The following is a 26,315-nucleotide window of genomic DNA, read 5'->3' as shown; positions in this document are numbered from 1 at the left end:
AGTCTGGTGGCGATAGCGAAGAGGTCACACCCGTTCCCATGCCGAACACGGTCGTTAAGCTCTTTTGCGCCGATGGTAGTTGGGGGCTTCCCCCTGTGAGAGTAGGACGTTGCCAGGCTCCTAAAAAAGCATTCCATTATTATGGAATGCTTTTTTAATATATATAAATTTGGAAGAGACGTTTGCATTGTGAGAGCTTTTGTGAAATGAAACTTGCCACTTAGAAGAAGTCTTTCTCTTCGCAATAATTTACTTTTAACATAAAAAAAGGAGGTGTCCTAAAAGCTAGAAATTTCACTTTTGGGACACCTCAGAAGCAATGAGTGGAGTTACTACATTTATTAAGCCTTGAGAGGTGTGAGTTTCTCCAATCGGGGAGAAGTTAATCGAGTCGTACCATCCCTATTTTCGTCTTTTGATACAGCTTCTTTTTCAAAGAATAATTGGAAATGGAGGTGGCCAGAATGGGGGAACCGGTGGAAGTCCCCAATAAGGGGGATAAAACCAAAAGGGTGGTGGATATACATAGGGTCTTACAGGATATGGTCGATAACCGTAGTATGAATACATAACTTTGCTCCTCCTTTAAATGATTCACTTATATTATGTAGTTTGAATAGAACTTGTGAACATTGTTGAATACAGTGAAAAGACCACCTTCAAGAACTAGAAATAACCTCGTCCCGTAAAGGACGAGGTTATTGTCGTACCACCAATTTAACGACACAGGCGTTTGAGTATGTAACCTTTGACAGAACCCTCGAAACTTTCCTGATGATTGGTGAAGAAACCTTAGAAGCAGAAAATTGGTTCATCTTCTAGATATAACTTTTAAAAAATATATTATAGATATGACTGCAATAATAGCTGATATAGCAAAGTAAATAATAAATTTATATGTTTCAAACGATTGTTTAATAAAGTACCATTTTAATCCGAGTTCGTATCCTGATAAAACAAATAAAACCACCCAAAATAATGCGCCAATATAGGAGTAAAGCATAAAGGTTCGTAAATTCAAACGAGAGATTCCGGCTAAATAACCGGTAATGTGGCGAATCCCCGGAATGAAATATCCTAGTAATAATAGCCATGCACCATGCTTGGCAAACAAATACTGGGCTTTTGTTATTCTAGATTTTGTTAAATAAAATTTCTCACCATACTTTAATAGAAACGGCAGACCTAGTTTCGCCCCAAGAATATAGCTAATAGTGATACCGATAATGGATCCAAAGTATGAACTGATTAATGCAGTATAGAGGTCGACTCTCCCAAGGTACGCGTAGTAGCCAATGGTCACAAGTAATACTTCATCTGGCACAGGAAGGCCGATAATCCCTCCAACGAGTGCTAAAAATATCCCTACATAACCATATTCAAATATTATATGTTTAACGATTTCCATAATATCTTCCTATCTAAAAGAACTATTCCCATTATAGCGAATTTAAAGGAAGGAAACGAGTTGAGATATTAGGGAATTTAAAAAAAGAGTTACTCACAGCATGTGTGCAATGAGTAACTCTTTTGGTTCTACAGTCCTATAGATAATGAAGTAAACTAGTTGCAATTGAAAAGTAGATTAGAAGACCTAAAATATCATTTACTGTTGTAATGAAAGGACCGGATGCAAAGGCAGGGTCAATTTTTAGTTTATTAATAATGAGAGGCACGATAGCGCCAACAATTGTTGCAACACTTAATGAGCAAAAGATTGATATTCCAACAATGATTGCCACCATCCAACTTCCATAAAAAATAGGGATGATGATTAATAAAGTTAAGGCGCATATTAATCCAATCATCATTCCGGTACTAAACTCTTTTAACAGGGTACGAAATAGGCCTTTTCTTTCAAGAGTACCCAGTGCAAGTCCACGGACAACTACAGCAAGTGATTGTGTACCGGCATTTCCAGCTGAACCCATCAATAATGGGATAAAAGCAGCAAGTAATATGATTTGGTTGAGAGTTTCTTCAAATTGTTCAATGACGCCGGCTGTTAGTAAACCAAAGAACATGAGTAAGACAATCCAAGGTGCACGTAATTTTGCAGCGGTAAAGGCTGATACATTTACATCGGTTGCTCCACGCGCAGCAGAGAACTCTCCTAAGTCTTCTGTCGCCTCGTATTCTAATACATCGATTACATCATCAACAGTAACAATACCTAGAAGAATTTCATCTGAGTTGATAACAGGTGCCGCTAAAAAGTTATACTTTTTGATAAGTTTAGCGACTTCTTCTTGATCTGTATTAGAGAGAACAGAAACTACTCGTGTACTCATCAAATTTTCCACAATTTCATTTGATTGAGCTGTTAGTAAGTCTCTTAATGATACAACACCCACAAGTTGCTTACGCTCATTGACAACATAGAGGTAGTAGATCGTTTCTGCGTTAGGTGCCTCAGACCGTAATTGTTCAATAACTTGTTGTGCTGTATGGGTAGAGGTTAAAGAAATAAACTCTTTTGTCATGATTGCCCCTGCTGTTTTAGGTGGATAGGCCATTAATTCTTTTACATCGTTTGCATCTTCTAAATTCATAGCTTTTAAAATAGCCTCAGCCTCAGCATTATCTAATTCAGAGAGAAACTCGGCTGCATCATCAGCATAAAGGTGATTGATCATTTCTGCAGCATAGTTTTCATCTAATTCGACAAGTATCTCTTTTTGTACCTCTAGCTCAAGAGCTTGGAAAATATTAGCCATTTCTTCGGGGCTGATAATTTGGTAAAAGCTCTGTCGTTGTTCTTTCTCAAGTGTTAAATGAAAGTCAGCTTGGTCAGCTGGGTGGAGTTGTAAAAAATCTTCTCGGAGTTGATCGATCTCTCCATTATTCATTAAATCTAGTAAGTGTTTAGCATATTCTTCTCTAGTATCGTTGTTAAGTCTGACCATGTTATACCCCTCCCTCTTAGATGAGTTACCACAGGCAGTGAGGTGCATGTGGATTAAATAAACGTTTAATTAAGTTATGCCTATTGGGTTCGGGCTCAGGACTCTTATCCATACATACACCTCCTTAACAAATACAAATTTACTAGATTGATTCTTATGATAGAAAAAAGACACCTCTGACGAATGCGAGGTGTCTTGAAATAACACAAATAATCCTTCTTTTATGAGAAGTAACAGCCTCTATTCGTAGAGCTTTAGCACTGTGCGGCATAGGACGTAGCCAGCTACATTAAGAACCACCTTATTTCGATAGTTCCTGTTGACCCATTGGCGTCTTTAGACATTTTTGGGCAGCAGCGTATCTCCAGCACAGGAGCCTCACCTAACGAGGTATTCACTTTTTTCACATCCTCTACCCTATAACATATGCAAGGCCATGTCAATTGTTCTAAGTAGATTGCTAGGCAAACGAGCAAAACAATTTAAACAACTAAGAAAAACTGACCTGAATCATCGAGAGGAACTTGCGAGACCTCAATTAGTGAGATAAAATCAAACTATTCGTACGAATTAAGGAGTATTACTTTGAATCAGAGTATTTTGAAAAATGTAGGAGCGATTGCAGTCGGTGCAGCAGTCGGAACGAGTCTTCGCTATTATCTGAATTTATATACTTTAGCAACTGGTTATCCGTTAGGGACTCTCATTGAGAACATCGGTGGAAGTCTTTTACTTGGTTTCTTAACAGGTTGGTTCGTGTATAAAGTTCCACGGGAATGGGTAAAAGCAGGCCTTGGCGTTGGTTTATGTGGTGGATTTACAACAATGTCAACACTTGCAAGTGATAGTGTGTTTTTGTTTCTTGAGCATACATGGTGGAGTAGTGCAATGTATATTACCGTATCTGTAATTGGAGGCCTAATAGGCGCTTTAGCTGGCTATGTCCTTGGAAAGAAACTAGGAGAGCGCATGCTAAAACAAGAGGAGGTACAAGGATGAATCTTCTGCTTGTTAGTATTGGTGGAGGGGCAGGAGCCATCTGTCGATATTTACTAGGATTAGCGATCATGAAACGATTTCCTACCCCGCCATTTCCGATCGCTATGCTCATAGTCAATCTACTAGGGGCTTTAGGTTTAGGTGTCTTTTATGGATCCTATTACGGAATGATCCCACTTGGTGCATACGAAGATCCATTATTTTTAATAGTAGGAATAGGCTTTTTTGGTGCTTTTACTACTTTTTCGACTTTTAGCACAGAATCGATTCAACTTTATCAGAAGAAAGCATGGAAACAACTTGGTTCCTACATAAGTTTATCGATTATTGGTTCAATATTTATGTTTATTTTCGGATTTGTAATGATTATTAGGGGATGAAAAGAATGAACGAAACAAACTTTAATACAAAGACTGTACATTTTCAAACAAAAGAACCTGCTAGAAATACAAGTAAAGCAAAACCCATTTATCAAACATCTGCTTTCGTTTTTACGGATTTAGATGACATGGAAAGCTTTTTTAAAGGCGAGAAAGAGTATTTATACTCTAGATATGGCAATCCCAATACTGATGACTTGGGTAAAGGGATTGCTCTGCTTGAGCAGACAGATGACGGCGTAGCAACCTCTTCAGGGATGTCAGCTATTTTAGCTGGAGTACTTGCTGTGGCAAGTCCTGGAGACCATATTCTTGCTTCAGATGATTTATATGGAGGAACTTATCAATTATTTGCCCAAGAGCTTCCGAATTTTGGGATTGAGGTTAGCTTTGTATCATTTCAAGATTATAATGTTGTAAAAGAAGCTTTCACAGATAAAACTGTATTAATCTATACAGAATCAGTAACAAATCCACTTCTTCGTGTTGAGGATTTAAAAGCAGTGATTGCGTTAGCCCAAGAAAAAGGTGTTAAAACAATGATTGATAATACATTCGCGACACCCTTTTTATTACAACCGGCTACACTAGGTGCTGACTTAGTTGTACATAGCGCGACAAAATATATCGGGGGCCATAGTGATGTATCGGCAGGTGTTCTTGTTGGGGAACAATCTTTAATTGATACAGCAAAAGGGAAAGTTATTACGATAGGTTGTAACTTAAGTCCTTTTGAAGCGTGGCTAGCTTGCCGTGGATTGAAAACATTAAGTGTTCGTATGGAAAGACAAAGCCACAATGCAAAAATGCTAGCAGAGGCTCTTGAAGCACATGAGGGAGTAACTCAAGTGTTTTACCCTAAATTTGTCTCTGAAAAAGGTAATGGAGCGATGGTTAGTGTCGATTTGGCTGATCATATTAATGTTGAAGAGTTTTTTCGTTCACTTGGCTGGGTGAAAATTGCTCCAACATTAGCAGGTGTCGAAACAACAGTGTCCTATCCTTTGCGCACATCTCACCGTACAGTTCCAGATAAGTTGAGACAAGAACTTGGAATAGGTACTCAACTGGTTCGGATCTCCGTTGGAATTGAAGATGAAAAAGACATTATTGAGGCATTTACACAAGCGATTGAAAAAGCTGCTAAATAAGAGGTTTAACAGGAGTATATGATGAACTTTCCTAATATACTCCTGTGTACTTTTGTATTAAGAAAGAATTTATTAATAAAAAAACTTGCATTTATAAGGCAAGAATGATAAGATATATTTTGTTAGAGAAAATAGTCTGGTGGCGATAGCGAAGAGGTCACACCCGTTCCCATGCCGAACACGGTCGTTAAGCTCTTCAGCGCCGATGGTAGTTGGGGGCTTCCCCCTGTGAGAGTAGGACGTTGCCGGGCTAATTTCTTTGTATAAAATGTTTTCGCTTTGGCTAGACTACATGTTGTAGAGGAAAAGCGAACATCGTGTTACTTCATAGCGACGCGGGGTGGAGCATGCAGCGAAACATCGTCGAATAACCATCGACATGTCTTGACGCATATACATCAAAGCGTTACGAGAAGAGGAAAAGACGACATCTTTGCAAAAGCAACGTCTGTTACTTCATAGCGACGCGGGGTGGAGCAGTCTGGTAGCTCGTCGGGCTCATAACCCGAAGGTCGGCGGTTCAAATCCGTCCCCCGCAATACCGAAAAAAGCCGAAACAAATTTGTTTCGGCTTTTTTGATGTGAATTTATAGTCGAATCATCTTCATAAGTAGGCGATCTTTAACTTTTTGGTTATTTATATAGAAGGAAATAGCATTTTTCCATTCTTTCTTCTGTAATCCATTGGGCATTTTATGAAAAATCGGATAAACTAGAAGAGACGTTCCTTAGGTGGGAAGAAATCCTAAGGTTTTTTTGTAAAGAAATGATTCTATTGGAGAGGGTCGGTTAAAATGGAAGATGAGTTTGCGTTTATTTCTAGAATTTCTCCTAAAAAAACATATCAGCCCACACTCGTTCGAGGAGTGGGTGATGATGCGGCTGTGTATTCTGGGTCAGAAGTGATGGATCAGGTTGTCTGTGTCGATACAATGGTCGAGGGAGTGCATTTTCGGCGTGACACCCTAACTCCTTATCAAGTTGGAAAAAAGGGATTAGCGATTAATGTAAGCGACCTTGCTGCGATGGGAGCTATTCCGATGTATTATCTCGTCTCCATCTCGATCCCTTCTGCTTGGACTGAAATGGAGTTAGCCCAAATTTATAAAGGGATGAGTGAAATAGCGAGTGCTTACCAAATGGATTTGATCGGTGGCGATACCGTTTCTACAAAGGATACTCTTGTCTTAACCGTTACAGCAATTGGTATGGTCGAACGTGGCATGGCGCTATATCGCGATCAGGCTAAAGCTGGTGATGTTTTATTTGTAACCGGCTGTGTAGGCAAGTCAGCAGCTGGTTTAGACTTATTGTTTGAAAAAGGTTTAGATGCGAGCCTTTCAAAACAGGAACAAGACCTGGTAAGTGCTCATCAGGAGCCATTTCCTCATGTTGAAGAGGGAAGGATTTTACTGGCTTCAGGAAAACGGATTTCCCTGAATGATATTAGTGATGGTGTTGCTAGTGAAGCAAATGAGTTAGCCGAAGCGAGTAAAGCAAGAGTCGTTATTGATGCAGAGAAACTTCCTCTTCATCCTGCGATGAGTTCTTATTCTCGTCAGAAACAGCTTGACTTTGCTCTCTTTGGAGGAGAGGACTTTGTCTTGATTGGAACGGTGCCAACAGAAGATGTTACTGATTTAGCAGTGAAATTTCATCACAAAGGTTTGGGTTTTCATATTATTGGATCTGTTGAAGAAGGAGAGCCTGGTGTATTTTTACTAGAAGGCAATCAACGTCAAAAGTTAGAGAAGAACGGATATAATCATTTTCAAAAGCGTGGGTGAATGCAGTGGAAAAATGGAACCTCATAACGGAATCCCCGGAAGAGACGATGCTACTAGCAGAACGGTTAGCAACAATTGTAGAACCTGGAGATGTGATTACTCTTGAAGGTGATCTGGGGGCTGGAAAGACGAGTTTTACAAAAGGATTTGCAAAAGGGCTTGGTGTGAAGCGTGTAGTCAACAGTCCGACGTTTACTATTATAAAGGAATACAACGGTCGACTGCCTTTATATCATATGGACGTTTACCGGATGGAAGATGAAATGGAGGACTTAGGTCTTGAGGAATACTTTTATGGAGATGGGGTTTCTGTCATTGAATGGCCAAGCATGATAACAAGTCAGCTACCGGAGGATCGACTGGTAATTTCTTTGTTCCATAAAGATGAGTTGACTAGGGAAATTACGGTTCAATCAACAGGGATTCGTTCTTTGGAATTATTGAAGGAGTTACGTGATGAGTAAAACATTGGCAATAGATACATCCTCATTTGTAATGGGGGTAGCTGTTACAGATGGTGATAAAACGTTAGGTGAGATAACAACAAATATTAAGAAAAATCATTCGATTAGGCTTATGCCTGCAATTGATCAACTTATGAAAGAAGTAGGTGTAAAACCAAATGAGTTAACGAAAGTGGTTGTTGCAAAGGGACCAGGCTCCTATACAGGGGTGCGTATTGGTGTAACAACAGCAAAAACGTTAGCTTGGTCTTTGGGAATACCAGTGATTGGGGTATCGAGCATTGCAGTGATGGCGCAATCTGGTCGTTTCTTTCAAGGGATTGTTTCGCCTCTAATGGATGCTAGGCGTGGCCAAGTATATACAGGACATTATGAGGCGGTTGAATTTAACGTGAGTGAAGTGAAGGATGACCAGTTGGTTATGTTAACAGACTGGCTTGATTATTTAGGAGAGTTCGAAAAACCAGTGCTATTTATCGGGCAAGATGCTGAATTGCATCATATCTTAATTCGTGAACGGCTCGGTGAGTTGGCGCGTTTTGCCACGGGATCAATGCATTTACCTCGACCGGCAGAATTAGCACGATTAGGACAGGCGTTGTCTGAGGATAACTCGGTTCATTCTTTCGTACCGAATTATATACAGCTTGCAGAGGCAGAAGCGAACTGGCAAAAGGCCCAGAAAGAAAAGGGCGAGCAAAAATGATTGAGCAAGAGAAAGAAACAATACGTTTTATGTCAATTGATGATTTAGAAGCAGTTATGGCAGTCGAACGTGATGCCTTCCCGACCCCTTGGGATCAAGCTATATTCCTAAATGAGCTTACCTCAAATCATTTTGCTCAATACCTTGTCTATGAACTAAATGGTGAGATTATCGGATACTGTGGATTATGGATTGTGATGGATGAGGCTCAAGTGACCAACATTGCGATCCATTCAAATCATAGAGGGAAAGGTCACGGAGATCGTTTGTTGCAATATGTAATGACTTTTTTAAAAAATATGGGTGTAGTGAAGCTTTCTTTAGAGGTGCGAGTGTCCAATGTCGTTGCACAAGGACTGTATCGGAAAATGGGATTTGTTGAAGGTGGCATAAGAAAAAATTATTATACCGACAATTTAGAAGATGCTTTAGTGATGTGGGTGAGTATAAATGAGTGAAAAGGAATTAATTTTAGCAATAGAGACAAGTTGTGATGAAACATCGGCAGCTGTTATTGAAAATGGAACAACGATTTTGAGCAATGTTGTTTCATCTCAAATTGAAAGTCATAAACGATTTGGTGGTGTAGTACCAGAGGTGGCATCGCGTCATCATGTTGAGCAAATTACTATTATCATTGAGCAGGCAATGGAAGAAGCAGGTGTGTCATTTGTTGACTTAAGTGCAGTTGCTGTAACTGAGGGACCTGGTTTGGTTGGTGCATTATTAATCGGTGTTAACGCAGCAAAAGCGATTGCTTTTGCGCATGATATTCCATTGATTGGTGTTCATCATATCGCAGGCCATATTTATGCTAATCGACTTGTTCAGCCGATCTCCTTCCCTTTAGTAACTTTAGTTGTTTCTGGAGGTCACACAGAACTCGTGTATATGAAGGAAGATGGTGATTTTCAGATCATAGGTGAGACGAGGGATGATGCAGTTGGTGAAGCCTATGATAAAGTAGCGAGAACACTTGGCTTGCCTTATCCAGGTGGTCCACATATTGACCGATTAGCGTTAGAAGGAAACGAAACGATTGATTTTCCTCGTTCCTGGTTGGAAGCAGATTCATTTGATTTTAGTTTTAGTGGATTGAAATCTTCGGTTATAAATAAATTGCATAATCTTAAGCAACGTGGTGAAGAAGTGAAAATGGAAGATGTTGCAGCGAGTTTTCAAGCAAGTGTGATTGAAGTGTTAGTCGGGAAGACAAAACGTGCAGTTGGGCAATATGAGGTCTCACAATTGCTTCTAGCTGGAGGAGTGGCAGCAAATAAAGGGTTGCGAAAAGCATTAGAGGATGAATTCTCCACCTCATCTGTTGAGGTTTTAATACCACCATTGTCACTATGTACAGACAATGCGGCGATGATTGGGGCAGCTGCTAGTGTAAAATTGAAAAACAAAAAGTTTTCGTCATATGATTTAAATGGAAACCCAGGATTAGATTTGGAACAACAGTGATGAATTATGTTTAAAACCACTTATTGGAGCAAATGCTATCAATAAGTGGTTTTTTGTCGAAATTGGATAAGGAAGTACTTTTAATGTCACTTTTCGTGTTGTGAATAAGTCATTAAGTATATTAACTAACTGTACGTTTTAGACCTAAAGTTTTGAATGATTTTGTAGAGTTTTGTATTCGAATAAGGAAGAATCGCTATATTTTATTATTGATTTTTGTCGTAATTCGTAAAAATTAGTTGTTAACAACTGTTATCCACAACATTGTTAACATTGTGGGTAAATATAAAATGCCTAGGTCTAACGCGAAAAAAAATGTTATTAACTTATATGTGGATAACTTAGTGGATAATGTGTACAAATACATAGAGTACTAGTAAATAGGGACTTTTATTGTTGATAACTATGTGGATAGTGTGGATATTTCAGAATATTAGCCAAAAAGGTTTGAGGGCGATGTCGAGAAGCATTCTTTTTGTATGTGTAATTGGTTTAATTTTGATATCTCCGGTTGATAGCTATGCTGAAACAGATAGGGATGGTACTGAAATACTTGTAATATTAGTACCTGGACTGTCTATGACTGAAGCAGATTGGCTTATCCACAAAACGGGAGAGACTACCCTGTGGCAGGATGCTGCAATTGGAGCAATGAATATACGGCCGGATGGACCTTATTCATACCTTAATAATATGGTCACAATGGGAGCCGGGGTAAAGGCAGTTGGTGTACAAGGGTGGAATAGTTATGAGTCTGATGAGCAAATAAACGGATTTCAAGCAAGTGAATGGTTGCAACAGTTAACTGGAAAAGAACAAGTGAGTGGTTTGGTACACCCTGATTTTCACAGATTGAACAATAAAAATGAGCAAGGGACTCATCGTGGGAATATCGGTGATTTTGGAGAAATGTTAAAAGAGGCAGGAATTGGACGAGAAGTGTATGGTCATAGTGATCTATTAGAAGAAAGGATTCGTTATGGCTCTTTGCTAGCAGTAGATCAAAATGGCTATGTCAATGGACAAATAAATCGAGCAGTGAAAAGCAGCGCTGCCTCTCCTAAGGGCCTTGAGATGGATTCTGAATTTCTTATTAACAAACTATCAACAGGTGGGGAAAGTGGAAGACGATTTCTCGTAATAGAATGGGGAGATTTCTACCGGCTCTATGATCAAATGCATTATATGGAGGATTCTCATTTTGAAAATGAAAAAGCTCACCAATTACAACAGTTAAGTTCTTTCATTGAAAGAGCTCGTGTTGAGGTGAAAGAGCTCTGGCTTGTTTCTCCTATGATGCACAAACAAGCATACGATCAAAAACAACAATTAGCTCCTGTCTTTTATTGGGGAGAGAAACCAGGAGGATTCCTCACATCAAGTACAACAAGACAAAAATATATTATGAGCAGCCTTGATCTAGTTCCGACCTTTTTGTCAGCCTTTAATTTGCAGGCTGATAGATTTCCCGGCAATGTAATCATACAAGAAGATATTGGCGTTGTGGATAAACTCTCTTTTTTCCATGCGGTTGATGAGGTCGTTTTAATTTACAAAAGTCGAGCAAGCGTTCTTTCAATCTATATTACATGCCTTGTTGTTGCGCTAATTGGAGCTGCTATTTATGGGTTTTTTGGTTCGAACAAGAGGCAAACATGGCGATACATCACAAGACTGATATTGCTGTCAGCTCTCTGGTCACCAGTTTGGTTTCTAGCGCTATCTGGGGTTGTGAAATCAATTGGAGTAAGTGGGTTTGTACTCTTACTGATTGCAAGTTCCTTATTATGTGGATATCTTATAGAAAAGGGAAGCAAGAAGCCAATTTTTTGGATTGGAGTATCCACCTTCTTTCTGATAACGGTGGATGTTCTATTGGGATCCCAGTTAATGCAACGTTCTTATTTAGGGTATGACCCAATTATTGGGGCTAGATATTACGGGATTGGGAATGAATTTGCTGGAGTATACTTGATCTCAGCTATTATGGTATTGAGTCCGTTAATAGAGAATCAACGGAAATGGATTTCGGTGGTTTGTGTATTTTTGATGTTTTTGCTTGTGGTTGTCGTATTGGGGAAAAATACATTAGGCACGAATGCCGGGGCGACGTTGTCGGCAGGGCTTGCCTTTTCGTTCTTCTTGTATCGTCTTATTTTTGAGAAATGGTCTTGGAAAGTTCTACTTCTACTTTTTATAGGGGCAATCGGTGTGTTGTTTATCTTTTTATATGTACTCCAATTAGCTGGAGAACCAACTCATATCGGCATGGCGTTTGAACGGTTATTAAGTGGCGACATTCGCTATATTTTTGATACGATACAGCGAAAGCTAGCAATGAATGTTAAGATCTTTCGACATTCGAACTGGACGCAACTTTTTGTAACGAGTTATTTACTCGGAGCAATTATCTTGTGGCGCAAAAGGCTTCAACTCGAAGGCTTAGATAAGCAACTATTTTTGCAAACAGGAGTAGTTGCATCATTTGCTTTATTGCTATTAAATGATTCAGGAGTGGTTGCAGCAGCTACATCGATGTTCTGTGTCGTATCGGCACATTACTACCAAAAGGGGTCAGACACTGCTTTATCGAAGTAAAGCGGTGTCTGACCCCCTTTTGTTTTATTCCTGTAACTGTTCCCATTCTTCCATGAGTGCTTCAATGGTGGCTTGTGTTTCATCGATTTCTAGTTGCAGTGTTTGAGCTTTTTCATGATCTGAATAAATAGCAGGGTCGCAAAGTGCTTCATCTTTTTCAGCTAGTGCAGTTTCGAGAGAATCGATTTTATTTTCTATTTCCTCAATTCTTCGCAGACGTTGTCGTTCGGCTTTCTTGGCCTCTTTATCGAGCTCATAGGAACGTTTGTCTGATTGTATTCCTTCTGAAGTACTAGTGGATTGACTTGATGTAGCATTTTCTTGCTGGTTCAACAATTCACGCTCAGCCATTTCTTCTTTCTTTTCAATATAATAATCATAGTCACCAAGATAATTGGTGATTTGCCCATCTTCTAGCTCAGCCATTCTCGTTGCAATCCTGTTTAAAAAGTAGCGATCATGGGATACAAATAACAATGTTCCTGGATAGTCAATTAAGGCGTTTTCTAATATTTCTTTTGCTTCAAGATCTAAATGGTTAGTAGGCTCATCAAGAATGAGAAGATTTGCTTTTTTCATCATTAGCTTAGCGAGCGCTAGTCGAGCCTTTTCACCCCCACTTAAAGTAGAGACTGGCTTTAACACATCATCGCCACTGAAAAGAAAGTTTCCAAGCACCGTGCGAATTTCTTTCTCAGGCAAAAGTGAGTGGTCATCCCAAAGCTCATGGAGAACAAGCTTGTTCGATTTTAAATTTGCTTGTTCTTGATCGTAATAGCCGACTGTTACATTGCTGCCAAAACGAATCGTCCCGTCTGTAAGAGGGATGTCGTTCATCAATGCTTTTAATAACGTTGATTTTCCTGCACCATTTGGACCAATTAACGCAACACTTTCTTCACGGTCAAGATCGAAGGTTACGTTTTTAAAAATCGTCTCCTCTCCATAAGCAACATGAAGATCAGTCGCTCGGAGAACTTCTTTACCACTTTGTCGTTCGATCATGAAAGAGAAGGAAGCTGACTTTTCTGACCCTGCTGGACGATCAAGTAATGTCATGCGATCCAGTTGTTTTCTCCGGCTTTGTGCTCGCTTCGTTGTCGATGCTCTTGCAATATTTCGTTGAATAAAATCTTCTAATTTTGCTACTTCATCTTGCTGCTTTTCATATTGTTTTAATTCTAATTCATAACGTTTCGCTTTTTCATCTAGGTAGGCACTATAATTGCCTGGATATTTCGTTGACTTCGCTCTTGAAATCTCTACAACCGAAGTAACGATTTTATCGAGAAAGTAACGATCATGGGAAACGATTAAAATTGCCCCTTTATAACCGATTAGGTATTGCTCAAGCCACGTAAGCGTTGCGATATCAAGATGGTTAGTAGGCTCATCGAGAATAAGGAGGTCCGGTTTAGTTAACAATAGCTTTGCCAAAGCAAGTCTTGTTTTTTGGCCGCCACTTAACGTTGCAATTTTTGTATCGTAATCAAAATCTGCGAAGTTCATTCCAGAGAGCACACCACGAATATCAGCTTCGTATTGGTACCCACCCTTATCTTTGAACAAAAGTTGAAGTTGATCGTACTCTTTTAAAAGCTTTTCATATTTTTGATTGTTTTGAAGTAAATCTGGGTCGGACATCTGCATTTCCATATCTCGGATTTGTTGCTCCATTTTCCGAAGTGGAGCAAATACGGTTAACATCTCTTCCCAGATCGATAATTCAGACTCAAGACCTGTGTTTTGTGCTAGATAACCTAGATTCATTCCTTTTGGCATCATAACTTGCCCACTGTCATGAGAAATTTGACCAGCAATGATTTTTAAGAGGGTTGATTTTCCCGCACCATTTCGACCAACCAAGGCCACGCGCTCTCCTGTTTGGATATCAAGCTTAATATTTGTTAAGATGGGGTCAACCCCAAATGCTTTAGAAATATTTATACATTGTAAAATAATCATGATTTTCATTCCTAACTAACTAAAGTTAATTCTGTATTGCTTTATTTAGACTAGATGACATTTCAGTATATATAGCTTCAAGTAAAAATAGGAAAAATAAATCTTTTGCTTATTCCCTTTAGTGTATCGTAGAATAGATTTCTCAACAACTTAATGAACAGTTTTGTAAAACGATTACAAACTGTGTGAAATAGTGTACAATAACGTTATTCTTAAAGCCATACAAAGGATAATAGGAGGGAGGCAATAGATGAAAATTGATCAAACCAAGATTCCACAGGCAACAGCAAAGCGATTACCACTCTATTATCGGTTCTTGGAGAATCTCTCTGCCTCGGGAAAACAAAGAGTATCATCAACAGAATTAAGTGAGGCCGTAAAAGTCGACTCAGCAACAATTAGACGTGATTTTTCATATTTTGGTGCGCTTGGAAAAAAAGGATATGGCTACAATGTGAATTATTTGCTTTCCTTTTTTCGAAAAACACTTGATCATGATGAGTTAACGAAGGTTATTCTAGTTGGTGTTGGAAATTTAGGAACTGCATTTTTACAATATAATTTCTCAAAGAATAATAATACACACATTGTGAAGGCTTTTGATGTGGATGAGACTAAAATAGGTGAGGAAGTAGGTGGAGTAACCATCCACCATCTAAAAGACTTAAAACAGGTCCTGGACCCTGAGGTAACCGTTGCTATTTTAACTGTACCACAAGCTGCAGCACAAAAGATTGCTGATCAGTTAGTAGAATCAGGGATAAAAGGCATTTTAAATTTTACTCCAGCAAGACTTGATGTACCAGATTCGGTACGCGTCCACCATATTGACCTTTCAGTTGAATTACAAGCATTAGTGTATTTTTTAAAGCATTACCCGGTATAAAAGGTTATTAAAATGGGACAAGTTTTAGCCTACTAGAAGTACCTTAGATAGCATGTACAAATTTCCAACCATAAGGAGTCATTGCTATCTTTTTTAACACGCTCTATAATAGTAATTAGGACAAGGAGGTGCTACCCATGGGTGGTTTAGGCGCAGGTAGTATCGCATTAATTGCGATCGTTGCTTTATTAATTTTTGGTCCAAAGAAGTTACCAGAGTTAGGAAAAGCTGCTGGAAATACATTACGTGAGTTTAAGAATGCAACAAAAGGCTTAGCAGATGAAGATGAAAATAAGAAAAAAGATAACGATAAAGCCTAAGTAGGAAGGGGCTATAAATGGAACAACGAGACATGTCGGTAATGGACCACATAGTGGAGCTTAGACGAAGAATTATGATAACTTTAGTCTTCTTCATTGTGGCTCTTATTGCCGGCTTTTTTTTAGCTACACCATTAATCACTTACTTACAAAGCACACCTACAGCTCAAGATTTACCGATGAATGCATTTAAAATGACAGATCCGATACGGGTCTTTATGACATTTGCGTTTGCGAGTGCACTTATTATTACTTTTCCGATCATTTTATATCAACTCTGGGCTTTTGTTAGTCCCGGACTCCATGAGAAAGAAAGAAAAGCAACACTTGCCTATATTCCGTTTGCTTTTATTTTGCTGTTAACGGGGCTATCTTTTGCGTATTTTGTGCTATTCCCATTTATCGTACAGTTTATGGGGAATTTATCTGAACGATTAGGGATTACCGAACAATATGGTATAAATGAGTACTTTCAATTTTTATTTCAAGTAACAATTCCGTTTGGATTGTTGTTTCAACTGCCAGTGATCATGATGTTTTTTACACGGTTAGGAATTTTAACTCCGGCTTTATTAACCGAATTTAGGAAATTTGCTTATTTTATCTTACTTGTAATCGCTGGTTTTATAACACCACCAGAGATTTTATCTCATTTAATGGTGACCCTGCCGTTATTACTGCTGTATGAATTTAGTATTTGGGTCTCTTACTTAACGTATCGAAAAGTTAAACGGTTAGAGAGAGAACGAGAAGAAGCGAGCAAAGAGTGATTGCCAACAATGGCAACACTCTTTTTTAGTTACCGTTTGTGAAATAGTGAACAAAGTTTGACAACTAGCCAAGTGGGGTAGTCAAGCCTGTTTTGATGTTTTATACTATGGTTATAACAAGGTTGTGAAAACATTCACAAGTATTTGTGAAGAGTTGAGCAATACTAAAAGGAGGATTTCTATAATGATTGGACAATTTTTCAGAGAAAACAAATATATAGCTGGTTTATGGTTATTCTTACGTGTTTACTTAGGTTGGGCTTGGTTAACAGCAGGCTGGGGCAAAGTAACAGGAGATTTTAATGCAGGTGGATATTTACAAGGATCAGTAGCAAATCCAGTAGTGAATGGAGAAGCGCTTGTTTATCCGAACTACGTAACATTCTTGGAAACCTTCGCTATTCCGAATGCAGATTTATTTAGTGTAGTTGTAGCGTGGGGAGAAGTATTGGTAGGATTAGGACTCATTTTAGGTGTACTAACTTCAGCAGCAGCATTCTTCGGTGTCGTGATGAACATGTCATTCTTGTTTGCAGGAACAATTTCGACAAATCCTTGGATGATCATGATTTCGATGTTCATTTTAGTAGCAGGTGCAAATGCAGGACGCTACGGTGGAGATCGTTGGGTATTACCATATTTGAAAAATGCTATTAGTAGTAAAATGAGAAGCAAAGAACCACGTTTTGAAGCAAAATTAAAAAAAGTGGCTTAAATTTTGAGGGATAGATCGTGAAAGTAGGGGATGTGTCAAAAGGTCAAGTTCAGACCTTCTTGGCACATCCCCTTTTCGTTTAGATCAATATAGTTTCAGTGTATTACTAGTCTTTCTTCTTCTTATTTTGTTGCTGAAGTTGTTTAATTACTTTACGCAAGCGATAAAAGCGGTAAGCAATCATGAAATCGACTGCAGCAAATGAAACAATTAAATAACTCCAAAAGTTCCAACCAGCATTGCTAACATTTTGAATGGCAAAAAAGATTAGTAACACACCGATGGAAAAGTAGAGGAGTGCCATAAACATGGGAGATGCTTTCATAATAATCCTCCAATGATAAATGATGTTGTTTGTTCAAGCTGCTCTAACTGTTCAATCCAATCTTCAAGGCGATCAGCTAATAATACATTAACAATAGAAACAAACAGGTTAATGGCTACATGTGCCACAATTGGAACGAGAATACGATTCGTTTTAACGTATAAAAAGGCAAATACAAAGCCTAAGGCTGTATAGATCAGTAAATTCTCAAAATCCATATGGATCGCAGCGAAAATAAAGGAACTAACAAAGCCGGCAATCCAGAAGTTAAAGCGCTTGTACAGTGCACCGAAAATAACTAAACGAAAAACTATTTCCTCAAGGATTGGGCCTATTATAGAAACCACAATAATCATAGCAGGAAAAGCTTTTGCATAATTCACAATAACCTCTGTATTTTCGGAACCCGGTTCAACTCCAAAGACAAACATATTAATTAAGGCAGCTGCGTATTGAGCAGCAAATACTAAAAATACCCCTATAATGGACCACCGAATGGCTTCCCCTCTTGTGGAGCGATCTTTTCTAAGATGTCGCTCTCTCATATCGGGACGTAGCAGAAGCAAGATAATGATCAAGCCCATGCTGAAACTAAATAAAGTCCATACTCCAGGAATTTGTTCTCGTGGTATGCCAAGTTCGCGTAATAGCAAGACACCAGGAACTGCGGAAAATTGCATTAGTACATATGTAATTAGAATCCACCAATAGCGTTTATTCAATGTGCAATACTCCTTTGTTAAAAATTCTCAAAATGCATCTTCATATTTTACCATATGTATTACATAAAAGCTGAAGGAAAGCCTTGATGCAATATTGAAGTACTGTGAATTAGGATGGTTTATATTGGATAAGATAAAGAAGGTTTGTTTCTCTTATGGCTTGACCTTTTACTACATTATGTAACTATAGTATTGATTATGTAGGGTTTCTTACACGATGGTTATAAACTTTTGTAAAGAAAACGAGTGGAAATTTAACAATTTTTTTTTGCAAAAAGCTTGCAAATAAACCCAGTTATGATTATTATAATAATTGTGTTAGCACTCGACGCACTTGAGTGCTAATAATAAAATTAAATTAAAGGTCTTGAAGGAGGGTGTTTTCCTTGTTAAAGCCATTAGGTGATCGTGTTGTAATTGAACTAGTTGAGTCAGAGGAAAAAACTGCTAGCGGAATTGTATTACCAGATTCTGCGAAGGAAAAGCCTCAAGAAGGAAAAGTGGTAGCTGTTGGTACTGGTCGTGTGACTGACAACGGTGAGCGCGTTGCTCTTGAAGTAAGCGAAGGAGATGCTATCATCTTTTCAAAGTATGCTGGTACTGAAGTGAAATACGAAGGAAAAGAATATTTAATTTTACGTGAAAGCGATATTCTTGCAATTATCGGCTAATAACGAAAGAGCTTAGTCTCTACATATAAAATAACTTTTAGGAGGTATTATCATGGCAAAAGATATTAAGTTTAGTGAAGACGCTCGTCGCGCTATGCTGCGTGGTGTTGATGCACTTGCAAACGCTGTGAAAGTAACGCTTGGACCAAAAGGACGTAACGTGGTTCTTGAGAAAAAATTCGGTTCTCCATTAATTACTAATGATGGTGTAACGATTGCAAAAGAAATCGAGCTTGAAGATGCATTCGAAAACATGGGTGCTAAGCTTGTTGCTGAAGTAGCTAGCAAAACAAATGATATTGCAGGGGACGGAACAACAACTGCAACAGTTCTTGCACAAGCTATGATCCGTGAAGGTCTTAAAAATGTTACATCTGGTGCGAATCCGATGGTAATCCGTAAAGGAATTGAAAAAGCTACTGTAGCTGCAGTTGAAGAGCTTAAGAACATTTCTAAGCCAATCGAAGGAAAAGAGTCAATTGCACAAGTTGCTGCTATTTCTTCTGCTGATGACGAAGTTGGTTCTATCATCGCTGAAGCAATGGACCGTGTTGGAAACGACGGCGTTATCACTATTGAAGAGTCAAAAGGTTTCTCTACTGAGCTAGAAGTAGTTGAAGGTATGCAATTCGATCGTGGATATGCATCTCCATACATGGTAACAGACTCTGATAAGATGGAAGCAGTTCTTGATAACCCATACGTTCTTATCACTGACAAGAAGATTGCAAACATTCAAGAAGTTCTTCCTGTTCTTGAGCAAGTTGTGCAACAAGGTAAGCCAATCCTTATCATCGCTGAAGATGTTGAAGGTGAAGCGCTAGCGACACTTGTAGTGAACAAATTACGTGGTACATTTAACGCAGTAGCTGTTAAAGCTCCTGGATTTGGTGACCGTCGTAAAGCAATGCTTGAAGATATTGCAACATTAACAGGTGGAGAAGTGATCACTGAGGACCTAGGTCTTGACCTTAAGTCTGCAACAATTGATCAACTAGGACGCGCTGGAAAAGTTGTTGTAACAAAAGAGAACACGACAATCGTTGAAGGTGCAGGTGCTGCTGATCAAATCGCTGCACGTGTTAACCAAATTAAAGCTCAACTTGAAGAAACAACTTCTGAGTTTGATAAAGAAAAGCTACAAGAGCGTCTTGCTAAACTTGCAGGTGGTGTAGCAGTTCTTAAAGTTGGTGCTGCAACTGAAACCGAACTAAAAGAGCGTAAACTACGCATTGAAGATGCATTAAATTCAACTCGTGCTGCAGTTGAAGAAGGTATTGTAGCTGGTGGTGGTACGGCACTTGTAAATGTAATCAAAGCAGTTGAAGCAGTTCAAGCTGACGGTGACGAAGCTACTGGTGTTAACATCGTACTACGTGCTCTTGAAGAGCCAGTTCGCCAAATCGCACACAATGCAGGTCTTGAAGGATCTGTTATCGTTGAGCGTCTTAAAGGTGAAAACGTAGGCCAAGGATACAACGCTGCTACTGGCGAGTGGGTAGACATGGTTGCATCTGGTATTGTTGACCCAACAAAAGTTACACGTTCTGCGCTTCAACACGCAGCAAGTGTATCAGCTATGTTCCTAACTACTGAAGCTGTTATCGCTGACCAACCAGAAGAAAATGCTGGTGGCGCAGGCATGCCTGACATGGGCGGCATGGGCGGTATGGGTGGAATGGGCGGCATGATGTAATCCGCCCCTCGAACCCTTGGTATTATTGGGTTTGTTGGTAAGGTGAGAGTGAAATGCTAACATTTTGCTAACATTGAGGTTAATTAACGGAGGCTTCTCAAAAGTTCACTGAACTTTTGAGAGGCTTCTTTTTTCATTTTTTTGTATCTATTCTTAATTTATTTTTAAACCTATTTAAGAATATGATAAGAAAAGGTGGTCTCAAAGGCAAAAAGTCTTTTGAGAACCACCTTTTTCACTCTATTGATTATTGTACAAGTTCCACGGGGCCATGATCATCACAATGATCTCCGTGAACATGGTGTAATCGTCCATTTACTAAATAGTCCATATGATCACCATGTGGTACTAATTCGTGACCACAATCATTTGAGTGGTCACAGCCGCAGCTAATTTCATTACATCCATCAGGATTCTTATCACTAACGGGAATGTTACATTCATCCCAATGGCCATTATGTTCGTGATGCAAATGCCCATTATGGACATAATCAATATGGTCATTGTGACGTATTTTCGTATGACCACAAGCACTACTGTGCTTGTGAGGATGGTTCTCGTGAACGTGATGACTGTGTTCTTGATTACTCATTCTTATCCCTCCTTTTCTATTATTTTTCCCTATATCCCTTTTTGTAACCAGTTTTTAGAAACAGGAATTTAAAGGCAACTACAGAATGGATAACATTAACAAAATGATTCCACTAATCATGACGTCCATCCTTGATCCATCCTTCCATCTGCAGCAACTTTTTCACTGTGATGCACAAAAAAAATGAAGAGTTCCTCTTCCACGATCTTTCTACCAGTCACAGCCACTATAAGGGCTCTTTCCCTCCTATTTTGACGCCCCTCTTTCCAACTTTGTTTTATATTTTCTGTGGAATAATTTTACAATTAAGTCCCCCAAGAGATATGTTCTAGGAACAGCACATAGAATAGTATAGAGATACAACGACGAATGCTGAACATGGAGGGATGTATTTATATGAGTAACAGAATGGTCCGGCAACTGATAAGGTCAAGGAAACAAGAATTAGTTGAACTTGCTGCCTCATTTATTCGAATTCCATCTGTAAATCCATCGCCAGAGTTTAAGAAGTGGTCAGTGGAAATCGGACGCTATATTAGCCACTACTTAGCAGCAAAAGGGTTCTTCGTTACCGAGCATCGCCGCAAGGAAAATGGGCTGGTCACCGTGGTCTGTGATGCTCCCTTAAACAGGACACATGGTCCACGCCTCCTATTTTGTGGACATACAGATGTCGTACCTGCAGGTGATCGTTCACGTTGGACCTTTGAACCTTTCTCAGGAGAAGTTAGGTCAGGTATGCTGTTGGGGCGGGGAGCCTCCGATATGAAAGGAGGCTTAGCATCACAGATTTTTGTGGCAGGACTACTTCAGGAATTAGCCCCCACTCTTAATTTGAAAGGTAGCCTAGGAGTTATTGCCTCTCCGGATGAAGAGACTGGTGGCATTGAGGTGTCCTCGCTCCTGGATAAAGGGTTGATTAAGGGTGATGCTTGTCTGATTGGTGAACCAACGCACCCTTATCATCCGAATGCCGGTGAGAAGACCAAGGGATGGATGCAGGTGACCATACCAGGTGAGGCTGGGCATGGCAGCCAACATCCACTTTCTGGAATATCTGCTGTGCGAAGAGGAGCTGCTGCGGTCGAAGCGCTAGCAAAGCTATTGGAGCTCCAGGCAACGCCTCCGGCAGAGCTTGGTCAACTTCTGTACAATACTGAGTGGTTCCTATCTCAGCGTCTAGGAAATCCCTTACTATCACAGTTACTTTATCGTCCCTCTTACAATCCTGGTGTAATCCAGGGTGGAACAAATGTGAACGTCATCGCAGACAAATGTATCATTAAAGTCGATACCCGAATTCCATTTGGTATGAAACCTGAGTTTGTACTTGATGTTGCTAGGAATCTTGTCAGTGCTGTAGCCCCAGGTGTGGTTGTAGAGCCAATGGTACCCTACAATGACCCAAACTGGACCTTAGAGCATCGTCCAATTGTGCGAGCAACAGAACGGGGAATCCAGCGTGTCTTCGGAATGGAAGAACCCGTCTTCAGCGTACTCTTGCTTGCTTCAAGTGATGCCAGTCATTTCCGACGCAATGGCATTGATACCGTCCTTTATGGTCCAGGGCTGCAACACACTATCCATGGGTATGATGAGAGGGTATCAGTGGAGAATTTAGTAGAATCTGCTGAGGTATATGCTGAGGCGGCAATTAACTATCTTAGGTCATTTTAAATTTATTTCCGCTAAACTTTATGTGGAGTAACGTCAGGATTTTTGGGTTGCTTCTTGTGGATTCAGTGCACTTTTTGAGAGGCTTTTTTCTTTATTGAGCTTCTAAGGTAGTAATAAAAATGAGGCTCCCATGCATGATGGACGCCTCATTATAGAAGAGTGCTGTCGCGATATATTAATTGTAATGTTCCTAACTCGCTTTTGAATACATTTTTTGATCTGCAGCTTTTTTCCCATGCAGAGAATAGTATAAAAAGATACATAAGAAAACCACAATGGCTAATGTTAGATACAATCCACGGAAGCCGAACATCGGAATGATGGCACCTAATAGAAAAGGGCCGATTCCAACTCCTAAATCCATACAAATAAGAAAAGTGGAAGTCGCGAGTCCGACCCGGTGCTGTGGCGACTCTTTTATGGCGATGGCTTGAAAGCAAGATTGCATCGTTCCAAATCCGAGTGCGATGAACACACTTGCTAAGAGAAGGGTGAGGCTATTGTAAGATTGACTAAGAATCAATAGACCAATTGAAAATGAAATGATGGCTGGATAGATAACATAGTTATCTCCTTTTTTATCTAATAATTTGCCAGTGAATGGTCTCGAGATTAAGAGAACGATTGAATAGACAAGAAAAAAGAAACTTACAGCTTCTATTAAATTAATTTCAGTTGCATAGGTAGTAATAAAAGACAAGATTCCTGAATAAACAAACGCCATAATAGTAATCATTAATGAAATAGGGACGGCTTTTTTCTCAAAGAAATTTGATAATTTAAACCCTTTTAGGGAATTGCGCTGGTCATCTGTCATCATTGACCGTGGGATTTTTGAAAATAATGAAATAATAACGCTGATAATAGAAAGAATGGTACATACGATAAAGATCATTGAGAAGTCTGCATGTTGGTTAATATATAGGCCAAGGAATGGACCAATCGATGTTGCTAAGGTAATATTCAGTGAAAAGTAACTAGTTCCTTCTCCGCGACGTTCCTTGGGGATGATATCCATTACAATGGTTGCTAAAGCGGTTGTTGATATTCCGAATGCAGCTCCGTGAATGAAGCGAACCAACAATAACAGATACATATTTGTTACGGTAAAATAGAGCAAGGTTGCTATCAAAAATAAAAAAAGCCCTACAAAAAGCACCTTTTTACGTCCAATTGTTTCAATATATCTACCCGTAAAAAGACGAGAAAAAACGGCTCCAATAACGAAAATACTAGCTGCAAGACCAGCCATACTTTCTGAAGCACTAAATTGTTGAATGGCATAAACAGCTAATGTTGTCATTAGTAAGAAATAGACTAATGAAATGAAAAAAGACGTGGAAGACATGATAATAAAGTCTTTCGTCCACAATTTTGTTTGTTTCAAGTTACTACCTCCAATTTTGTTAGGATTAAAACCAGCTCCCTCAATTTATTATTTTTATTATAGTTTCTATTAAAAACGATCGATACCAATAGTTCATGCGATGTGTTGTTTATACAACACATATAAAAGAATGTTTAAAAAGTAGGATGAACAACAAGATAACTTAGTAAGGATATACCTGCAATGCAATTATTTGAATGCTTCACATGATTATATGTAACTATGAATAAAGAGTTTGTACCTATTATGTTTTGCAAATAATAGAGAAAGGCTTTTTTATCAGTTTTTCTAAACTGTCGCAAAGCCTTTCCTATAATTAGTTATTCTTTATTTACATTATTTAGTTAAACAAGTCCTTGAGTATACCCTGTTGAATAGCTTCTTTGTAGTAAATATTATTCTTAATAATATTTTGGTGTTCTTTAGCAAATGAAATGAATTGAGCTGCAAATTTAGGTTTATAGATTAGAAACGATGAAATGCTGTTTGCTACAGAAAATACGATCTCTTGTTGGTATTTTGGATTTGCTTGTGTAAGCAACCTTTTCCATGAGTGGAGAACGCCGAGAGTTTTGCTGTCGTTGCTGCTAGTAATTGAGTTAGGCCGCCTTTTATAATAGTAGAATGGTTCCTCGACGTAGGCAGGTGAACTAGCGTTTGTTAACAATAAAGGGATGGTGCCGAGGTCCTCATACCACTTATCGGTAAATACACTGAAATCAAATAAACTTTTTTTGATTAGTTTATTACAAGCAAATGCAGCATTAGTAGAATGTAAAACGGCTTGACGATGGCTGAAAGAACTTCCTGTAAAACCCCTTTTTACCTTACGTACCTCGCGCACTTTTCGTCTTTTCCGTCCTTTCCCTCTAGGGCCACTATACTTCTTTTTGATCTCAACTAAATCACAAATAACAAAATCATGCCCACGACTAGCCATTTTGTACAATTTCTCAAACATTTCATGTTCGACCCAATCATCAGAATCAACGAAACCTAAATAATCACCTCTTGCTTTTTTGATGCCCATATTACGTGCAATACCTAGTCCTTCATTTTCCTTAATGAATGGAACGACTTTGTTAGGGTATTTCTCATGATACTGATTAATGATCTTTTGAGAATCATCAGTAGATCCATCGTTGATTATGATTATTTCAATATCTTTAAAGGTTTGATTCAATAATGAATCTAAACATCTCTTCAAATATTTTTGAGTGTTATAGACAGGTACAATTACAGAAACTTTAGGCTGTAATCGTTCTTCTTCCGCTTTCCACATGGATAAATTTAGATATTTAAAATAGTCTTCTTTGAAACGAATTTCTGAGTTCCATGGCTTTTTCCGTCCACAGAAATGTATAATTGCAGGCTTAGCAACTAATATTTTTTTCCAGTGGTATCTGGTGTAATTCCACTTGTAGTCAAGTTGGAGCCACTCTTTATGAAGAACTGCATTCAGTGCATCTTGATCCATAAATGTTAGTTTTGGATGTTCTTTTACATATTCAATGATTCGACTGGACGCTCTAGTTTCTCTCCATTTCTCTATATTCAGTAATAATACGCCCGCGTTAAAATAAGGGGATCTTCTTGGTAGGCCTAACTCTTCTTCTAATCTCTTTCTTTTTATCGAGTCAAAAAGGCAGGACTCATCGACCCCGGCTAGAACATGGTCTTTGATATCGGTATTCCATAGTTCGGTGATGTCTTCCTTCACTATCAAGTCACAGTCAAGATACAAAACTTTTTTTATACTTTTATCTAATAATTTAGGTAGAATAATTCTATAATAGGTTTCTTTTGTGATGTAGCCAATGGTTGATTCTGTTGGCAGTTCCTTAAGAAGGGCGTTATCTGGTGTGAGAAATGTGATGTCTTTGTTGAACTTGCCTGTAACCTTGTTAAGCTTTTGTTTATTGACTGCTGATATACCGCCATCAATAATAAAAATATTAAGGAGTTCTCTCCTTTTTGTGTTCTCAAACAAGGAGTATAGCATCACTCCTAAGTGCTGAGAATATTGATCGTTAGATGTACTCACGATATTCAATGAATTTCCCTCCTTATTATTCATTTTACATAGTATGTCATTTATAAAGAGGTTGACTATGTCATTTGGGAGGGTGGG

General features: G+C 38.9%; 24 protein-coding genes, 1 tRNA gene, 2 rRNA genes and 1 riboswitch. Of the genes, 19 read left to right on the top strand and 8 right to left on the bottom strand.

All coding sequences use genetic code 11. The features are described from left to right. Window positions 1-2: 2 nt before the first annotated feature. A 5S ribosomal RNA gene (rrf, locus tag AC1FXZ_RS20965) occupies window positions 3-118 on the top strand. Window positions 119-811: 693 nt separating this feature from the next. Here the strand turns inward: rrf (AC1FXZ_RS20965) and AC1FXZ_RS20960 are convergent. Together AC1FXZ_RS20960 and mgtE are read right to left on the bottom strand one after the other, a co-directional pair. Continuing rightward, entirely contained in the window at window positions 812-1,408 is a 597-nt protein-coding gene (locus AC1FXZ_RS20960; RefSeq protein WP_480057303.1) for a DedA family protein, read from the bottom strand. 136 nt (window positions 1,409-1,544) lie between these two features. Continuing rightward, window positions 1,545-2,906, bottom strand: a complete 1,362-nt coding sequence (gene mgtE / locus AC1FXZ_RS20955; protein ID WP_480057301.1) for a magnesium transporter — start codon at window positions 2,904-2,906, stop codon at window positions 1,545-1,547. Between the two features lie 231 nt (window positions 2,907-3,137). Next, window positions 3,138-3,303, bottom strand: a riboswitch (M-box (ykoK) riboswitch). 188 nt (window positions 3,304-3,491) lie between these two features. On the opposite strand from mgtE, the gene AC1FXZ_RS20950 reads away from it, so the two are divergent. The 11 genes from AC1FXZ_RS20950 (at window position 3,492) to AC1FXZ_RS20900 (ending at window position 12,458) form a co-directional block, all read left to right on the top strand. Beyond that, window positions 3,492-3,905, top strand: coding sequence for a fluoride efflux transporter FluC (locus tag AC1FXZ_RS20950; protein ID WP_480057299.1), 414 nt, complete (start codon window positions 3,492-3,494; stop codon window positions 3,903-3,905). After that, on the top strand, window positions 3,902-4,285 hold the full coding sequence (gene crcB / locus AC1FXZ_RS20945; protein WP_480057297.1) for a fluoride efflux transporter CrcB: 384 nt from the start codon (window positions 3,902-3,904) through the stop codon (window positions 4,283-4,285). Before AC1FXZ_RS20950 ends, crcB begins: the two co-directional genes overlap by 4 nt. A 5-nt stretch (window positions 4,286-4,290) precedes the next feature. Further along, a complete protein-coding gene (locus tag AC1FXZ_RS20940) occupies window positions 4,291-5,436 on the top strand; it encodes a trans-sulfuration enzyme family protein (RefSeq protein WP_480057295.1) in 1,146 nt (381 codons plus the stop codon). Window positions 5,437-5,571: 135 nt separating this feature from the next. Next, a 5S ribosomal RNA gene (gene rrf, locus AC1FXZ_RS20935) occupies window positions 5,572-5,687 on the top strand. Window positions 5,688-5,901: 214 nt separating this feature from the next. Then, window positions 5,902-5,975: transfer RNA gene (locus tag AC1FXZ_RS20930), tRNA-Met, on the top strand. Between the two features lie 255 nt (window positions 5,976-6,230). Continuing rightward, entirely contained in the window at window positions 6,231-7,223 is a 993-nt protein-coding gene (thiL, locus tag AC1FXZ_RS20925; protein WP_480057293.1) for a thiamine-phosphate kinase, read from the top strand. A gap of 5 nt (window positions 7,224-7,228) precedes the next feature. Next, window positions 7,229-7,687, top strand: coding sequence for a tRNA (adenosine(37)-N6)-threonylcarbamoyltransferase complex ATPase subunit type 1 TsaE (gene tsaE, locus AC1FXZ_RS20920; protein ID WP_480057291.1), 459 nt, complete (start codon window positions 7,229-7,231; stop codon window positions 7,685-7,687). After that, the gene (gene tsaB / locus AC1FXZ_RS20915) at window positions 7,680-8,393 is read left to right on the top strand and encodes a tRNA (adenosine(37)-N6)-threonylcarbamoyltransferase complex dimerization subunit type 1 TsaB (protein WP_480057289.1); all 714 of its coding nucleotides are present in this window, start codon (window positions 7,680-7,682) and stop codon (window positions 8,391-8,393) included. The genes tsaE and tsaB overlap by 8 nt, the downstream gene beginning before the upstream one ends. Then, a complete protein-coding gene (gene rimI, locus AC1FXZ_RS20910; RefSeq protein WP_480057287.1) occupies window positions 8,390-8,851 on the top strand; it encodes a ribosomal protein S18-alanine N-acetyltransferase in 462 nt (153 codons plus the stop codon). The genes tsaB and rimI overlap by 4 nt, the downstream gene beginning before the upstream one ends. Then, window positions 8,844-9,860: a tRNA (adenosine(37)-N6)-threonylcarbamoyltransferase complex transferase subunit TsaD gene (tsaD, locus tag AC1FXZ_RS20905; RefSeq protein WP_480057285.1), complete on the top strand. Its 1,017-nt coding sequence runs from the start codon at window positions 8,844-8,846 to the stop codon at window positions 9,858-9,860. Before rimI ends, tsaD begins: the two co-directional genes overlap by 8 nt. A 456-nt stretch (window positions 9,861-10,316) precedes the next feature. Beyond that, window positions 10,317-12,458, top strand: coding sequence for a hypothetical protein (locus tag AC1FXZ_RS20900; protein WP_480057283.1), 2,142 nt, complete (start codon window positions 10,317-10,319; stop codon window positions 12,456-12,458). A 24-nt stretch (window positions 12,459-12,482) separates the two neighbouring features. Here the strand turns inward: AC1FXZ_RS20900 and AC1FXZ_RS20895 are convergent, their stop codons facing one another. Next, window positions 12,483-14,423 carry an ABC-F family ATP-binding cassette domain-containing protein gene (locus tag AC1FXZ_RS20895; RefSeq protein ID WP_480057281.1) on the bottom strand — a complete coding sequence of 647 codons (1,941 nt, stop codon included), beginning with the start codon at window positions 14,421-14,423 and terminating at the stop codon, window positions 12,483-12,485. A gap of 250 nt (window positions 14,424-14,673) precedes the next feature. On the opposite strand from AC1FXZ_RS20895, the gene AC1FXZ_RS20890 reads away from it, so the two are divergent. The 4 genes from AC1FXZ_RS20890 (at window position 14,674) to AC1FXZ_RS20875 (ending at window position 17,114) form a co-directional block, all read left to right on the top strand. Further along, on the top strand, window positions 14,674-15,309 hold the full coding sequence (locus tag AC1FXZ_RS20890; protein ID WP_480057279.1) for a redox-sensing transcriptional repressor Rex: 636 nt from the start codon (window positions 14,674-14,676) through the stop codon (window positions 15,307-15,309). Between the two features lie 137 nt (window positions 15,310-15,446). Then, window positions 15,447-15,629, top strand: coding sequence for a twin-arginine translocase TatA/TatE family subunit (locus AC1FXZ_RS20885; RefSeq protein ID WP_250097716.1), 183 nt, complete (start codon window positions 15,447-15,449; stop codon window positions 15,627-15,629). Between the two features lie 17 nt (window positions 15,630-15,646). After that, the gene (tatC, locus tag AC1FXZ_RS20880; RefSeq protein ID WP_480057277.1) at window positions 15,647-16,399 is read left to right on the top strand and encodes a twin-arginine translocase subunit TatC; all 753 of its coding nucleotides are present in this window, start codon (window positions 15,647-15,649) and stop codon (window positions 16,397-16,399) included. Between the two features lie 184 nt (window positions 16,400-16,583). After that, window positions 16,584-17,114, top strand: a complete 531-nt coding sequence (locus tag AC1FXZ_RS20875) for a DoxX family protein (RefSeq protein ID WP_480057275.1) — start codon at window positions 16,584-16,586, stop codon at window positions 17,112-17,114. Between the two features lie 106 nt (window positions 17,115-17,220). Here the strand turns inward: AC1FXZ_RS20875 and AC1FXZ_RS20870 are convergent, their stop codons facing one another. Further along, entirely contained in the window at window positions 17,221-17,439 is a 219-nt protein-coding gene (locus tag AC1FXZ_RS20870) for a YdiK family protein (RefSeq protein WP_480057273.1), read from the bottom strand. Next, complete coding sequence (locus tag AC1FXZ_RS20865; protein ID WP_480057271.1) at window positions 17,436-18,161, bottom strand: CPBP family intramembrane glutamic endopeptidase; 726 nt, start codon at window positions 18,159-18,161, stop codon at window positions 17,436-17,438. The genes AC1FXZ_RS20870 and AC1FXZ_RS20865 overlap by 4 nt, the downstream gene beginning before the upstream one ends. Before the next feature lie 386 nt (window positions 18,162-18,547). On the opposite strand from AC1FXZ_RS20865, the gene groES reads away from it, so the two are divergent. Both groES and groL read left to right on the top strand, forming a co-directional pair. Continuing rightward, the gene (gene groES, locus AC1FXZ_RS20860; protein WP_480057269.1) at window positions 18,548-18,832 is read left to right on the top strand and encodes a co-chaperone GroES; all 285 of its coding nucleotides are present in this window, start codon (window positions 18,548-18,550) and stop codon (window positions 18,830-18,832) included. A 52-nt stretch (window positions 18,833-18,884) separates the two neighbouring features. Beyond that, window positions 18,885-20,528, top strand: coding sequence for a chaperonin GroEL (gene groL / locus AC1FXZ_RS20855; protein ID WP_480057267.1), 1,644 nt, complete (start codon window positions 18,885-18,887; stop codon window positions 20,526-20,528). 247 nt (window positions 20,529-20,775) lie between these two features. On the opposite strand, the gene AC1FXZ_RS20850 is transcribed toward groL, so the two are convergent. After that, window positions 20,776-21,120: a hypothetical protein gene (locus tag AC1FXZ_RS20850; RefSeq protein WP_480057265.1), complete on the bottom strand. Its 345-nt coding sequence runs from the start codon at window positions 21,118-21,120 to the stop codon at window positions 20,776-20,778. A gap of 369 nt (window positions 21,121-21,489) precedes the next feature. Between AC1FXZ_RS20850 and AC1FXZ_RS20845 the strand changes: the two genes are divergently transcribed. Continuing rightward, a complete protein-coding gene (locus AC1FXZ_RS20845; RefSeq protein WP_480057263.1) occupies window positions 21,490-22,797 on the top strand; it encodes a M20 family metallopeptidase in 1,308 nt (435 codons plus the stop codon). 190 nt (window positions 22,798-22,987) lie between these two features. On the opposite strand, the gene AC1FXZ_RS20840 is transcribed toward AC1FXZ_RS20845, so the two are convergent. After that, window positions 22,988-24,184 carry an MFS transporter gene (locus AC1FXZ_RS20840; RefSeq protein ID WP_480057261.1) on the bottom strand — a complete coding sequence of 399 codons (1,197 nt, stop codon included), beginning with the start codon at window positions 24,182-24,184 and terminating at the stop codon, window positions 22,988-22,990. Window positions 24,185-24,524: 340 nt separating this feature from the next. Then, complete coding sequence (locus tag AC1FXZ_RS20835) at window positions 24,525-26,261, bottom strand: glycosyltransferase (RefSeq protein ID WP_480057259.1); 1,737 nt, start codon at window positions 26,259-26,261, stop codon at window positions 24,525-24,527. Window positions 26,262-26,315 lie beyond the last annotated feature (54 nt).

This window comes from Halalkalibacter sp. HAAS-P014, assembly GCF_056619965.1.
The sequence above is the reverse complement of the archived record's forward strand: the minus strand, read 5'-3'. Positions and strand labels throughout refer to the sequence as shown.